This is a genomic window from Anaerococcus sp., from assembly GCF_022770135.1.
Lineage (GTDB): Bacteria > Bacillota > Clostridia > Tissierellales > Peptoniphilaceae > Anaerococcus.
This window is the reverse complement of the sequence record NZ_JALEIL010000101.1, coordinates 13,382-27,240: the sequence shown is the minus strand read 5'-3', so window position 1 is coordinate 27,240 and position 13,859 is coordinate 13,382. Positions and strand designations below refer to the sequence as shown.

At 36.7% G+C, this 13,859-nt stretch carries 16 protein-coding genes and 1 riboswitch; all 16 genes read right to left on the bottom strand.

The features are described 5' to 3' along the window. Positions 1 to 110: 110 nt before the first annotated feature. Positions 111 to 177: riboswitch (Fluoride riboswitch) on the bottom strand. Between the two features lie 19 nt (positions 178 to 196). Next, positions 197 to 781: a ribonuclease H family protein gene (locus MRZ08_RS05230; RefSeq protein ID WP_297380137.1), complete on the bottom strand. Its 585-nt coding sequence runs from the start codon at positions 779 to 781 to the stop codon at positions 197 to 199. Next, positions 778 to 2,229 (bottom strand): alpha-amylase, encoded by a 1,452-nt coding sequence (locus MRZ08_RS05225; protein ID WP_297380136.1) that lies wholly within the window; start codon positions 2,227 to 2,229, stop codon positions 778 to 780. Before MRZ08_RS05225 ends, MRZ08_RS05230 begins: the two co-directional genes overlap by 4 nt. Before the next feature lie 2 nt (positions 2,230 to 2,231). Next, positions 2,232 to 2,870 carry a deoxyribose-phosphate aldolase gene (gene deoC / locus MRZ08_RS05220; RefSeq protein ID WP_297380135.1) on the bottom strand — a complete coding sequence of 213 codons (639 nt, stop codon included), beginning with the start codon at positions 2,868 to 2,870 and terminating at the stop codon, positions 2,232 to 2,234. Next, positions 2,870 to 3,961 (bottom strand): SpoIIE family protein phosphatase, encoded by a 1,092-nt coding sequence (locus MRZ08_RS05215; RefSeq protein ID WP_297380133.1) that lies wholly within the window; start codon positions 3,959 to 3,961, stop codon positions 2,870 to 2,872. Before MRZ08_RS05215 ends, deoC begins: the two co-directional genes overlap by 1 nt. A gap of 122 nt (positions 3,962 to 4,083) precedes the next feature. Then, entirely contained in the window at positions 4,084 to 5,523 is a 1,440-nt protein-coding gene (locus tag MRZ08_RS05210) for a PTS transporter subunit EIIC (protein ID WP_297380131.1), read from the bottom strand. A 1-nt stretch (position 5,524) separates the two neighbouring features. Then, positions 5,525 to 6,406 carry an N-acetylmuramic acid 6-phosphate etherase gene (gene murQ, locus MRZ08_RS05205; protein WP_297380128.1) on the bottom strand — a complete coding sequence of 294 codons (882 nt, stop codon included), beginning with the start codon at positions 6,404 to 6,406 and terminating at the stop codon, positions 5,525 to 5,527. Then, complete coding sequence (locus MRZ08_RS05200; protein WP_297380125.1) at positions 6,381 to 7,370, bottom strand: MupG family TIM beta-alpha barrel fold protein; 990 nt, start codon at positions 7,368 to 7,370, stop codon at positions 6,381 to 6,383. Before MRZ08_RS05200 ends, murQ begins: the two co-directional genes overlap by 26 nt. A gap of 2 nt (positions 7,371 to 7,372) precedes the next feature. Beyond that, positions 7,373 to 9,325 (bottom strand): penicillin binding protein PBP4B, encoded by a 1,953-nt coding sequence (gene pbp4b / locus MRZ08_RS05195; RefSeq protein ID WP_297380122.1) that lies wholly within the window; start codon positions 9,323 to 9,325, stop codon positions 7,373 to 7,375. A gap of 9 nt (positions 9,326 to 9,334) precedes the next feature. Next, positions 9,335 to 10,174, bottom strand: coding sequence for a MurR/RpiR family transcriptional regulator (locus MRZ08_RS05190; RefSeq protein ID WP_297380120.1), 840 nt, complete (start codon positions 10,172 to 10,174; stop codon positions 9,335 to 9,337). 90 nt (positions 10,175 to 10,264) lie between these two features. Further along, positions 10,265 to 10,906, bottom strand: a complete 642-nt coding sequence (locus MRZ08_RS05185; RefSeq protein ID WP_297380118.1) for an HAD family phosphatase — start codon at positions 10,904 to 10,906, stop codon at positions 10,265 to 10,267. A gap of 101 nt (positions 10,907 to 11,007) precedes the next feature. After that, the gene (gene rplQ, locus MRZ08_RS05180) at positions 11,008 to 11,349 is read right to left on the bottom strand and encodes a 50S ribosomal protein L17 (RefSeq protein ID WP_015778465.1); all 342 of its coding nucleotides are present in this window, start codon (positions 11,347 to 11,349) and stop codon (positions 11,008 to 11,010) included. Between the two features lie 9 nt (positions 11,350 to 11,358). Then, positions 11,359 to 12,315, bottom strand: coding sequence for a DNA-directed RNA polymerase subunit alpha (locus MRZ08_RS05175; RefSeq protein ID WP_297380115.1), 957 nt, complete (start codon positions 12,313 to 12,315; stop codon positions 11,359 to 11,361). A 31-nt stretch (positions 12,316 to 12,346) separates the two neighbouring features. After that, positions 12,347 to 12,940 carry a 30S ribosomal protein S4 gene (gene rpsD / locus MRZ08_RS05170; RefSeq protein ID WP_297380112.1) on the bottom strand — a complete coding sequence of 198 codons (594 nt, stop codon included), beginning with the start codon at positions 12,938 to 12,940 and terminating at the stop codon, positions 12,347 to 12,349. Between the two features lie 12 nt (positions 12,941 to 12,952). Beyond that, on the bottom strand, positions 12,953 to 13,348 hold the full coding sequence (gene rpsK, locus MRZ08_RS05165) for a 30S ribosomal protein S11 (protein WP_297380109.1): 396 nt from the start codon (positions 13,346 to 13,348) through the stop codon (positions 12,953 to 12,955). 6 nt (positions 13,349 to 13,354) lie between these two features. Then, positions 13,355 to 13,699: a 30S ribosomal protein S13 gene (rpsM, locus tag MRZ08_RS05160; RefSeq protein WP_297380108.1), complete on the bottom strand. Its 345-nt coding sequence runs from the start codon at positions 13,697 to 13,699 to the stop codon at positions 13,355 to 13,357. 9 nt (positions 13,700 to 13,708) lie between these two features. Beyond that, complete coding sequence (gene rpmJ, locus MRZ08_RS05155; protein WP_004818043.1) at positions 13,709 to 13,822, bottom strand: 50S ribosomal protein L36; 114 nt, start codon at positions 13,820 to 13,822, stop codon at positions 13,709 to 13,711. Positions 13,823 to 13,859: the final 37 nt, after the last annotated feature.

Genomic DNA, 13,859 nt, shown 5'->3' with positions numbered 1-13,859 from the left:
GCTTGAAGCTAAAGCTTAATCCCTCCACCTGCATAGCAGGTGGTTTATTGTTTCGCTCTCTTTCGTTCGCTCAACTCACTAAAGTGAACAAAAAAAGCTGATGGCCCTACTCTTAAGTAGAAGTCATCAGCTTATAGCGTTTATTTTACAGGGAAGAACTTCATTTCCCTGGATTCATTTTACTTTTTATTTACCCTTATTCAACTAGGGCACCCTTTTTAGCGAGCCTATCTGCCCAGTCGTTGTACTTGTCGTTGGAGTGACCCTTGACCTTGACAAAGCCTATCTTTAGGCTCTTTCTCGCTTCTTTTACGAAGTTCTTGTAGGAAATAGTAAGCGCGTTTTTGGCCTTCCATTCGTCATTGGCCCAGGAGGAAATCCCCTGGTAGTCATGATAGATTATTATTTTTTCTCTTTTTTCTTCAAGAGCCTTTTTTATAGCAAGCTCACTCGCCCTAACCTCTCCTGCTACATTTCTATGCTTGTAGAAATCATCTGTGTAGGATTCGTAGAGCTCTTTTTCCCCATCCTTACTTATGTAGACAACACCTGCCCCGTAGATTTTCTCCTTAAGATTGAAAGAACCATCCACATAGGCTATTATCGTTTCGTCATCTACTTCTACCTTCTCTTCTATATCTTCCATAAAGGCTATGGCATCTTCCTTTTTCTTAAAGGACTTGTAGCTCGCATTGGAAAATCCCTTTACTTCCTTAAGGCAAGAATCCCAGGATGTGTATATCCCAGGATTCCTTCCTCTTTTTACTGCGTAATATTTCATAAGCTTTCCTTGTTGGCCCAGTAGGTAACAGATCCTGGTCCTACAGTGAATACTCCGTTTCCATTTTCATCAATTGTGATGTCCTCGTTTTTGCCGGAAAGGTCCACATAAGTCGCTCCTGCCTCATCCTCTCCCACAAACATTTGCTTTTCAGCCATGTCTTTGATTGAAATTAGGACAGCTAGGGGCTTATGGTCTTCGTCTCCTCTTCTGACCCAGCCTATAACTGAAGGATCATCGAAGTAGTTATCTTCCTCACCGTAGTTGTAATTTTTCCTTACCTTAAGCATATTATTTATTAAGTCGTACTTAGCCTCGGTCTTTACCTCTCCTATTAGCCCGTAATAGTCCCCTGCAAAGATACATGGATAGCCGTCTTTTCTAAATAGTATCATGGCGTAGGCTATTTCCTTAAACCAATCTTCAACCCAAGAATCAAGCGATTGGCCTGGTTGGCTGTCGTGATTATCTACAAAGGTTACGGCTTGGGCAGGAAAGTCTGCCACGATTGTATTATCGAAGATCTTTCTCATGTCGTAGTTACCCATGGACTTACTTGCTTCCTGCATATGAAAATGTAGGGGAACATCGAATAAATCTATGTTATAATCTGTTGTTTCGAGGTATTTGGCGATTTCTTCCTTGTTGTATTGCCAGAATTCTCCAAAGAGATAGAAGTTTTCCTCTCCCTTTTCATTGATTATATGATCAGACAGGTCGTGGATAAAGTTAGATGAAATATGCTTTAGGGCGTCATATCTGAAGCCATCGACCTTGGTCTCGTCGATAAACCAATCGGCCCATTTGAAAATCTCTTCTCTGACTTCTGGATGGTCGTGGTCAATGTCGCAATTCATGAGATAATCGAAGTTACCTTTTTCGCCTGATACATCCTCTTCCCAATATTTACCATCTCCTAGGATCCTAAATATAGCTGAGGTATCGCTTTTTACGTCATAGTCTACACCTGAGAAATGATAATAGTGCCAAACCATGTCGGAGTACTTACCAGCTCTTCCTTTAAAGTCAAAGCCAGTCCAAGCCTCTATGTCCATTTCTCCTGAGACGTCTTGTTCTCTGTTGTTTTGATCGACCATAACTGCCTTAAACTCTTCTGTAAAGTCCGCATTTCCCTTATGGTTTAGGACTACGTCAGCATAGCATTTGATCCCAGCATCTTGTAAGGCCTTAATGGCGTCTAGGAGCTCTTCCTTGGTTCCGTATTTGGTTCTAATAGTTCCCTTCTGATCGAACTCTCCCAAATCCCAAAGGTCATAGACTCCGTAACCTACGTCCATATCGCTTCCGCCCTTGGTCATTGGAGGAAGCCACAAACCATCTATTCCATTTTCCTTTAGGGTCTTGGCATCTTTTTTTAGTTTCTTATAAAAGTCTCCCGATCCGTCTGTGTCCCATTCGAAAGACTGCATCATGACTTCATTGGCCATACTTACTCCTTACAAATATCAATTGACTTGCTCGCACCAATCCTACTAGCGCCAGCTTCGATCATATCCATGGCTTCTTTTCTAGTATGGATCCCGCCGCTTGCCTTAACTTCTAGCCTATCTCCTACTGTTTTTTTCATAAGTCTTACGTCAGAAGCATTAGCTCCTCCAGTAGAAAATCCTGTAGAAGTCTTTACAAAATCAGCCCCAGCATCTTCAGCTAGCTCACAGGCCTTAATTTTTTCTTCGTCAGTTAAAAGACATGTTTCAATAATTACCTTAAGTATTTTATCTCCTATAGCTTCTTTACAAGCTCTTATATCTTCTAGAACATAGTCGTAATCTTTATCCTTGAGTCTTCCGATTGGAATAACCATATCGATCTCGCTTGCCCCATCTTCTACGGCGCATTTTGCCTCATATGCCTTGGCTCTTGTCGCCATTGCTCCTAGAGGAAAGCCGACTACTGCAGCGATTCTTACGTCTTTGTTGTAGGCTTTGATGTCTTTTACGTAGGTAGAGTTTACACATACGCTATAGAAATCATTTGCGATAGCTTCATCGACAAGAGTCTTTATCTCGTCAATTTGTGCCTCTGGCTTTAGATTGGTGTGGTCTATATATGAATTTAGTTTTTTCATTATTTCTCCTTATATTCGATTTGGACAAGACTTAGGTCGTCTTCTTGCTTGCCCCAGGTAAAGTTTTTGATATCTGCATAGCTTTTTTCTAGATCATGGTAGGAAGCAAAGTTTTCTTTAAGCCTCTCGAGCCCATACTCACATCTTTTCTCATCCTTTGTCTCTATGGCTCCGTCAGAAAATAAGAGGATCCTATCTCCACTTTCTACTTCTACAGTCTTTTCATCATAGTTATCGGGCTCTATAATATTTGAAATCATCCTTCCGCTTGCCAGAAGATAGCTTACTTTATCACCGCTTTTGGAATACCAAAGGGGAGGACAGTTGTGGCCAGCATTAGAAAATGTTAGAGAGTCTCTTTCGAAATCAAATATTCCAAGCCAAGCTGTAAAGTACTGACTTGACTCCATGCCAAGTTTTGCGAACTTCTCCCTTAGCTTAAATAAAATCTCTGATGGGGAATAGTCAGGATGCTTGTCAAGAATTGCATTCATGGTTACCTTGATAAACATAGTCATTATCGAAGCCTTTACCCCATGGCCCATAATATCTGCAATGTAGAGGGCATATTTTCCTTCTTCTATCTTGATTAGATCGAAAAAGTCTCCAGAAAGCTCATCACTTGGTATATACTTACTCTTTAAGATAAGCTTGCCATAGGCCTTATCCCTAGGAAGGATATTTGTTTGAATCTTCTTTACAAATCTTACGTCATCGAGCATGTCTCTATTATTATTGAAAAGCTCAATTTTCATCAAACTCTCGCGGGTGATGTCCCTATATACTTCCACAATCCCCAAAAACTCATCTCCATTGTAGATTGGAGATGACTTGATCGAGAAGTATCTCTCATCGATTAACTTTTCTTCAATCATGGTAGTGTTTCTTACTGCTTCATTCCTATCTCCTAGAAGAAAAGAAGAAGACTCATCAACATAGTTTTTAAGCTCAAGAGACGTATCACAGGCTTTCTTGAAGACATCATTAATAAAGATAGTCTTGCCATTTGTATCGACAATCCTAACCCAATCATCCATAGAATTTAATATGAAAAAATTTTTATCTTCAGTAAAGTTACTTGTATTTGCCATCTCTTCCTACCTTAAGCTTGTTATAATAACTATATCTTTTAATAGTTAATTATCAATATAAAGCCTTCGACTTAAATAGTAAAACCACGGAAAGGAAAATCCCTCCGTGGCTTCGCTCATTACTATTTAAATTCAAACTTGTTAGAATTATCGAGACTTGCTCCATTTACATATTTTTCATCAATACCAAAGAAATAAGTGGCAATAAATCCTCCCACATATCCTGCAATAAGTCCTGCAAGATATCCTAGCCATCTATTATTATAAATAAGTGGAATCAAGGCAATTCCTGAAGGTCCTATGGCTGTAGCGCCTATTGATCCAATTAGACCAATTACAGCACCGCCAACTCCACCACCAATACAAGCTGTGATGAAGGCCTTACCCATTGGTAGGGTTAGGGCATATATTAAAGGCTCGCCAATTCCAAGGATTCCAACTGGAAGTCCACCCTTGGCTATGGTTTGGATTTGCTTGTTATTCTTACATTTAACCAAAATCGCAATAGCAGCTCCAACTTGACCAGCTCCTGCCATAGCAAGGATTGGAAGAAGGTAGGTTGCTCCCTGTGACTCAATCATAGCCACATGGATTGGGGTGAGTATTTGATGAAGGCCCAGCATTACCATTGGAAGGAACAAGGCACCTAGGATAAAGCCAGATATTGGTCCACCTATATTGATTACTCCATCGATAAATCCTATTAGACCATTAGAGATAAGTCCTGCTAGTGGCATTATGATAAACATGTGAAGAAGTCCTACGATAATTAGTGAGATAGCTGGGACTATTATAATATCCAAAGAATCTGGTACAGCCTTGTGAAGGGCATTTTCTACCTTGGATAAAATCCAAACTGAAACTAATACTCCAATAACTCCTCCCTGACCAGCTGCAAGAGGTGTTCCTAGGAAAATATTATTGATAGGCATATCTGGATTCATTCCAGTAAGATACACCATTCCTCCAACTACTCCACCTAGGCCTTGATTTGCCTTAAAGACTCTCGCTGCATTGATACCAATAAAGATATTTAGATAAGCGTAAAGGCCGTTTTTCATAATATTTAGAACTTGAATTAAAGTTGCCACAGATTCTTGGCTTACACTACCTGCTGTTACCATATTTTGTAAGACTGAGGCGACACCACCTATAAGTCCTGCCCCAACGAAGGCTGGAATTAGTGGAACAAAGACTGAAGCAATACTTGATGTAAACTTCTTGAATCCGCTTTGCTTTTGACCTGCCTTGTAGCTTTCTTTATTTTCTTGAGTTTGTCTTTGAAGTTTCTCCTTATCAGTTTCCTCGCTAAAATGACTATCTGATAGACTTGCCATAGCTCGTGCTACCTTCTCGCTCTTGCCTGGTCCCAGGATTACTTGGACTTGCTCTCCTTCTACAAGGCCAAGGACTCCTTCTCTTGATTTTATTTTTTCATAATCGATTAGGTCAGGATTATTGACCTTTACCCTAACTCTTGTCATACAATTGATAACTTCTCTTAAGTTACCTGATCCACCAAAATCTTCTATCAATAATTTGGCTAATTCATTGTTTGTCATATCACAAATCCTCTCTTATAAAGCCTTGGTTTATTTTCAAAATCTCTAGGGCTTTCTCATAACCTATGTTCTTGTTTACCATTATTATTGCAGGTTTTACTTGATTATTAGCTTCTTCTAATATTTCTCCTGCCCTCTCGTATGAAATTCCTGTAAGTTCAACTATAATCTTTCTCGCCCTATCTATAAGCTTCTCATTAGTTGGCCTTAAGTCAACCATAAGATTATCATAGACCTTGCCGATTTTCACCATAGCTGTAGTCGATATCATATTTAGTACCATCTTGGTTGCAGTTCCTGCCTTCATCCTAGTCGAACCTGTGAGAACCTCCGCTCCAGTTTCTATTTCTATTGGATAATCCACATGATCAGAAATAAGAGCGTTTTTGTTACAAGCAATAGATCCGGTCTTAGCACCGATTTTTTTGGCATATTCAACAGCTCCTATGCAGTAAGGAGTTCTACCACTTGCCGCGATTCCTATAACAAAGTCCTTAGATGTAAGATTTTCCTTAATCAAATCCTCTTCTCCTGCCTTTTCGCTATCTTCAGCGTTTTCTATAGGATGGCGGAGGGCATAGTCTCCTCCTGCTATAAGGCCTGTTACAAGCTTTGGATCTACTGAAAAGGTTGGAACAGTCTCAGATGCATCGAGCACTCCAAGCCTTCCACTAGTTCCTGCTCCCAAATAAAATAATCTGCCACCATTTTTAAAAGTCTTTACTACTTCTTCTGTAAGCTTTTCTATATCCTCTAAGGATTGTCCAACACTTCCTGCAATTGTCTTATCTTCTCTATTTATTATCTCCAATATTTCTCTAACGCTCTTTAAATCAAGATTTGCGCTTTGGGGATTTCTATCTTCTGTAGAAGACAAGCTCATCACCTCCTTTTATATAATCAATTAATTCAATATGTTCTTTATCCACTTTTCCGATAAGATTTCTGTCTGCTACAAGTCCTAAATCTCTCTTGCAAATTTCAATCTCTCCGCTGTATCTTCCAGACTTCTCATTTAAGATTAGTATATCACCTCTTTTGGCATTGAAGCAATTAGAAGCGTTCACCTTCCTATATTCCCTCTCATTCCTTAGGACAAATTCACTAAGATCCATCCTTTGCCCAAAGCCTTTGATATGGTTAAATTCATCATTCATCTTAACTTTAAGACTTAGCTTATTATCTTTGTCAAAATCTCTAATATATGAAAGACATCTTTCATCAACTCCTTCAGCTATGATTATAGAATCCATATCATATTTTCTCCTAAGCTCCACAAAGCTCAGGTAAGGATTCTTTAGTCTCTGACTTTCTAAAGTTGGAAGGCTCTTTTTAATTGGCCCACGCAAATTCTCATTTCCAGCTACGAAGGCTATAGTCTCTATTCCTAGTGACTTAAAGAGGTCATTTCTCCTCTTAAGATAATCTTCTCCCAGACCTGAAAATTCAAGAGGATAGTAATTGTGAATAGCTAGGATATTATCCTTATTCGCCCCGAACGCTAAAATTTCTTCTAAGATTTTCCTATCAATTGTAGAAGCATTTATAGAAATCCTATTATTCTTACTTAATTCTGCTATCTCTTTGGGGTTAAAGCCATAATCAAGCCTTAGTATAAGGTCCATTTCCAAAAGCTTGGGATTCTTACTAAGGACATCCTTATTTAAATCGACACAAATATTAAAATCTTTATCAAGGGATTTTTCACAGAGGTCCAAGAACTTTTCGAAAGTCTCAGATCCTTCTGGATAATGAATCGAAGTAAATAAGATATCAAAGCCCTCATACTTACTTAGCTCATTTTCTAAGTCGAAGTCCCTATCAAAATATAAAGAAAAACCAATCATAATTATCTCTTTATTTTTCTATAGGCAAATGCTGAAGAAATCGCTAAGCCAAGCAAAGGTATTAATCCATTTACGCCTGTTTTAGGATTAGAACTTTTCACAAAGGCTGATTCAATGTTAGTTTTTTCCAAATTATCATGATCAGCTTTTTTATCATCAATACTAATACTATCTTCGCTTGTATTTTTGTATTTTTCTTTGATTATTTGATTTGTATTTTTTATGGCTATATAATCATTAAGTTCAGCCTCATTAAGATAGCCTTCCCTATCTTTTAACATTCTTTCTTGTCCAATCTGAAGTTCATTTGCAAGGGCCATAACTAACTCTTTTGAATTATCTTGAAGAGCTTTATAAATTAAAGTACTCACTGCACCGTAACCTCCACTCATAGAAGCATCAGTGTAGAAATAATTAGGGTTTTCCTTATTATCTAAAACAAAACCGTTCTTTTTATTCGTCAATAAGACGAAGGTCATTCTTTCCAATGGATCGATAACTGTAAGAGTACCTGTCCATCCAGTATGGCCAATTGTATTTGAACTTGCTAGGTTTGAAAATGCCCAAGCATATTTGCCATCGGCCATTCTCCTCCAACCTAAACCGTAGGATGGGTTAACTTCACTTGCCTTAGTGAATTCATCTTGAGTCTTCTTATCCCAGAATCTAATATTTTTATACCTACCTTCATTTAGCATAATATTTGCAAGTTTTGCTAATTCTCGTGAATTAGAAAACAATCCCGCATGACCGCTTACACCACCCATAGAATAATAGGCTTTCTCATCATGAACCTCACCTTGGATGGTATCCTTTCTAATATTTAAGAAATCAACTGCTCCATCTCTTGTATTTCCGTTTAGTTCAGTAGCAGCCACCTGATTTTTATCAAAACCATTTTCTAAAGGATTAAAAAGTGTGTATCTAAGATTTAAAGGCTTAGCAAAGTTTTCATCAAAGTACTTATCCAATCTCTGTCCAGTGACTTTTTCCACTATAAATCCAAGCAACATATAATCTACATCTGAATACACTGATTTTGAGCCAGGCTCATATGATAGTGGTGTTCTCATTACCATATCCAATGTTTTTTCCCTATCTTGGGAGAATAAAACATTAACTCCATTTTTGTTACTATCATCCTTGTCGTAATTGTTGTTATGGTATTGAGGATCCGCAGGAAAACCAGCTTGATGTCTGAGTATATCCCTAATAGTCATCTCATTTTTACCCTTTATAGGACTTTTTTCATCATCCTTAAATTCTGGGAAATACTTGGATACTTTATCATCAATGTTTATCTTTCCCTCATAAACTAACTTTTGTAAACTATAATTTGTTACATACATCTTTGTATTGCTTGCAAGATCGAAGAGAGTATTCTCATCAACTTTAACCCTATCCTCAAAAGGAATAGCTTCACCATTTTTTTCAAAATTATTTATATATCCAAAATTATAATCATAAATTTCTTCATTATCTCTAATTACACTAATCTGACCGCCAGAAAAATTCTCCTTTACTTCTTCATCAAGTAAGGTCTCCATCAAGTCAGTAACTTTTTGGTCTAATTTATTATTATAATTGTTAAAACCTTTTTCTTCTTTGCCAGATTTGATTTTTACGTCGACTGTATCCCTAACATTTAAAATATCTACAGTATTTTTTCCTTCTTGAATAAGATTTTTAGCCTCATCATCGGATTCTACAGCCTTACCATTTACGAAAACATCTGCATTTTCATAGTTACTAATATTGATTTGATCCTCAATATCCTCATCATAATAAAACTTCTGAGATGAATTAGTCAAAATGGAATCATCATACTCTTCAATATCCCTAGGAAAACTATAATCATATCGAACTATGTCATTACTATCTTCCTTGCTATCTGCATTTGAAGTAAATGGTAACAAGAATGCAAAAGCTGCTATAAGCAAAATTTTTTTGTTCATGAAAAACTCCTATTTTAATTTATCAGTCAATTCTTTAGAAACCATGAGATTTCTAACTACTTCGTCCATGTTCTTTGATATATAACCATAGAATAGAATATCTGTTACTATTTGTGAAGCAAACCTAGATGAAATTGCACCATATCTAATCTTTTTTTCAATTTCAGGTATTGTTATTAGTATATCTGACATATTAGCGAGTTTCCCTCGACCAGCTTTCGTTATGCTAATTAGCTTTGCACCTTTGCTTTTAGCGTATTCTGCAGCTAGTAAAACTTCTTTTGAAAGAGCAGTATAGCTAATAGCAATTAATAGGTCATCTTCCTTAATATTAGTTAGAAGACTTAAGTTTGTATGAGCATCTCTTTCATAGAAGGACTTCTTACCTGATCTTTGAAGTTTGTAGAGCAAATCCTCACATATAAGACCTGATGATCCAATGCCCGCGAGGTACACATTATCCGCCCTAATAAGATTATCAATTGCTTTTTCAATTAATTCCTCATTTATAAGAGCATAAGTTTTTTCTATGGATGATATGACAGTGGCCTTACTCTTGTTAATGATATCGTTTACACTATCACCTGAAGTGATAACTTCAGATGAAAGGCTGACATCTTCTGTTTCTAAGCTTTTTGCTATATCTAGCTTAAGCGAAGTATAGCCATCATATCCTATCTTTTGGACAAATCTAATGATAGCTGATTGACTCGTGCCAGTTAGGTCAGCAAGATTCATTGAACTGATCTTTATAACTTCTTCTGGCTTATCCTGTATAAATTGAGCGATTTTCTTATCTGCCGGAGTCAATTCTTCGTATCTTTCTTTAATTCTTATCAAATAGGTCATAAGACCTCCATTCCATTAAAAAGCTTTTCATGTTTTATATTATATGCTCTTAAATATTTATTTCAATGTTTCTTTTTAATTATTAAATAATTATTTCAAAAGTTCAATGACCTCTCTTAAGTTCTTAGCTTCTCTGTCAGCTTCAAAATATTTATCAAAACTTGAATCGTGGATTATAAGATAGTCCATCTTAGACCTCTTACAAGCTAGATAACCATTGTAGGAATCTTCTAAGATTAAAGCTTCCTTATCTTTGATATTAAACTTTTCCTTAGCCTTGATGAAAATTTCTGGATCTGGCTTACTTCTTTCTACTTCATCGCCTGAAATAATGCAATCAAAATAATCTCTGATATTTTCCTTATCCACGAGAAATTCTATCTTTTCTCTATCACTTGATGAGGCAAGGGCACATTTGATATTTTCGTCTTTCGCAAATTCTAAGAGTTCTTGTAGTCCCTCCTTCTTAAGTGAAGTGGAGTAAGTTTTAAAATAATTATTCCTGTAAGCATTTAAGTCTTTTCTAAGCATCTTAACTTTTTCTTCTGAACCTAGCATCTTTATCAGTTCATTTCTTATAGCTTCTTCGTTTTTGCCAACAAGCTTAGTTCTCATCTTTTGATCGAAGTTAAAGTCGTACTTTTCTGTAAATTCAAACCAAGATCTATAATACATAAGCTCCGTATCAAACATAAGTCCATCCATGTCGAATATTATTAGTTTGTATTTCATATCTTCTCCTTATGAAAACTGTACCAAAAAAATGGGCAAAAAAAAGCACCTTCAATCTCTCAAAGATGCTAGAAGTTATTTTATACTTATCTCTAAGTAATTTATACTAATTCAAGAATTGCACGTTCAGATCCGTCGCCTCTTCTTGGTCCTAGTTTTAGTACTCTTGTGTATCCACCATTTCTATCTTCATAGTTTGGTGCGATTTCATTAAATAATTTTTGAACAGTTTCTGCCTTGTATAAATAAGCTGCTGCTTGTCTTCTTGTGTGAAGTGTATTCTTCTTTCCTAGTGTAATCATTTTGTCAGCCATTTTTTGTGCTTCTTTAGCTCTAGTTACAGTAGTTTCGATTCTACCGTTTTCTAATAGTGATTGCACAAGGTTTCTAAGCATAGCATTTCTGTGGTCAGTTCTTCTGCCAAGTTTTCTTTTATCGGCCATACTTACCTCCTATTCATCTTTTAAGCTTAGACCTAACTCGTCTAGCTTTTCTATTACTTCTGTGAGTGACTTTTTACCGAAGTTCTTGATTGTTTTTAGCTCAGACTCGCTAACTTTAATTATATCGCCAACTCTGTCGAAGCCTGCTCTTTTTAGACAATTAAATGATCTTAGACTTAGGTCTAATTCTTCTATTGTCATTGCCAAGTCTTCTGAAAGATTATCTTCTTCTTCTACTTCTTCTATTTCTTCTTCTTCCACTTCTGGTGGGAATTGTTGGTTAGGTAATTCGTTGAAGAAGGAGAAGTTTTCGATTAAGATTGATGATCCTTCTGCAAGGGCTTCTTGTGGTGTAATAGTTCCATTTGTCCAAACTTCCATAACGAGTTTGTCATAGTCGGTTGATTCGCCAACTCTTGTATTTTCTACAGTGAAGTTTACTTTCTCAACTGGAGTAAATGATGAATCAATAGCGATAGCGCCGATTGGGTCGCTTTCTTTTTTGTTATCATCAGAAACTCTATAACCCTTACCGTCTGTAACATCCATCGCTATAAATAGTCTTGATTTCTCGTTGACTGTTGCGATGTAGTGGTCAGGGTTTGCTATATCTACGGAACTATCTTCTTTGATGTCTTTGGCTGTTACAATCTTTGGTCCTTCAATGTCTAAAAACAATGTTACATCTTCATCTACATGTTTTGTAACGTCTAGACCCTTAATGTTTAGAACTATTTCAGGAACATCTTCTACTACTCCATCTATAGTGGAGAATTCGTGAAGTACTCCTTCTATAAGTATTTTTGAGACGCTAGAACCAGGTAAGGATGATAAAAGCACCCTTCTCATACTGTTTCCAATGGTTGTACCATATCCTCGCTCAAGTGGATATAGGGCGAATTTACCGTAATTTTCTTCTTCGTCTATATCCAATATTTGTATATTTGTATCTAATTTTTCGATCATGGTAACTCCTTAGTTCTAACTTTATTTATGCCTACTTAGAGTAGAACTCTACGATCATACGTTCTTCAACAGGGATGTCGATATCTTCTCTTGTAGGGAATCTGTCTACAGTTACTTTTAGGTTTTCTAAATCACTTGATAACCAATCAACTACTCCAAATGTTGCATTTGTTTCTTTGATAGTTTTAAATAATGTGTTTGATCTAGATTTTTCACGAACTTCTATTACATCGCCTTCAGATACCTTGTATGAAGGAATGTCAACTTGTTTACCATTAACTGTTAGGTGTCCGTGTGTTACGATTTGACGAGCTTCTCTTCTTGTTCTAGCAAGACCTGATCTAAATGCGATATTATCTAGTCTTCTTTCACAAAGGATAATAAGTTGTTCACCTGTTTGTCCCTTCATTTTAGAAGCGGCTTCGTAGTATCCTCTAAATTGTTTCTCACTAACTCCGTAGATGAACTTAGCTTTTTGCTTTTCTCTTTGTTGCATTCCGTATTCGGAAAGTTTGCTTCTTCTATTTGGAAGAGCTCTTTTGCTTTCTCCTGTATATCCTAGGTATGCTGGAGAAATTCCTAAAGCTCTTGCTTTTTTGTATACTGGATCTTTTGATACTGCCATAATCTCTCCTTATTAAACTCTTCTTCTTTTTGGAGGTCTACAGCCGTTGTGAGGAATTGGTGTTACATCTTTAATCATTGTAACTTCAAGTCCTGCTGCTTGTAGACTTCTGATTGCTGATTCTCTTCCTGAACCAGGTCCTTTAACGTAAACTTCTACAGTTTTTAGTCCTTGATCGATAGCTTTCTTAGCTGCAACATCTGCTGCTTCGCTTGCTGCAAATGGAGTAGATTTTCTGCTACCTCTAAATCCTAATTGTCCAGCAGATGCCCATGATAGTGCATTACCTTGCATATCTGTAAGGGTCACCATTGTATTGTTAAATGTTGAGTTAATGTGAGCTTGGCCACGTTCAACATTTTTTTTGACTCTTCTTCTTTTAGAAGTAGTTTTCTTTTGTTTAGCCATTTCTTATTAACCCCTTCTACCTTTTCTGGGTCTGGCATTGTTCTTGGTATTTTGTCCTCTTACAGGAAGATTGTTTTTGTGTCTTAATCCTCTGTAGCTACCGATCTCTCTTAGAGCTCTAATGTTCATTGAGATATCTCTTCTTAGATCTCCTTCGATGTGGTAGTTATTTAACTCTTCACGGATTTTACCTAATTCTTCTTCTGTAAGATCTTTCATTTTTGTATCAGGATTGATTCCTGCATTCTTTAGTATTTCGTTTGCAGTTGAACGACCTATACCATATATATAAGTTAGTCCAATTTCTGCTCTTTTTTCTCTAGGTAAATCTATACCAGCTATTCTTGGCATTAGCCCCTCCTAACCTTGTCTTTGTTTATGTTTTGGATTTTCGCAAATTACCATAACTTTACCGTTTCTTTTGATAATTTTGCATTTATCACACATTTTTTTAACTGATGCTCTAACTTTCATTTTGACTCCTCATCTTCCGATTATTCTTAATGAATGG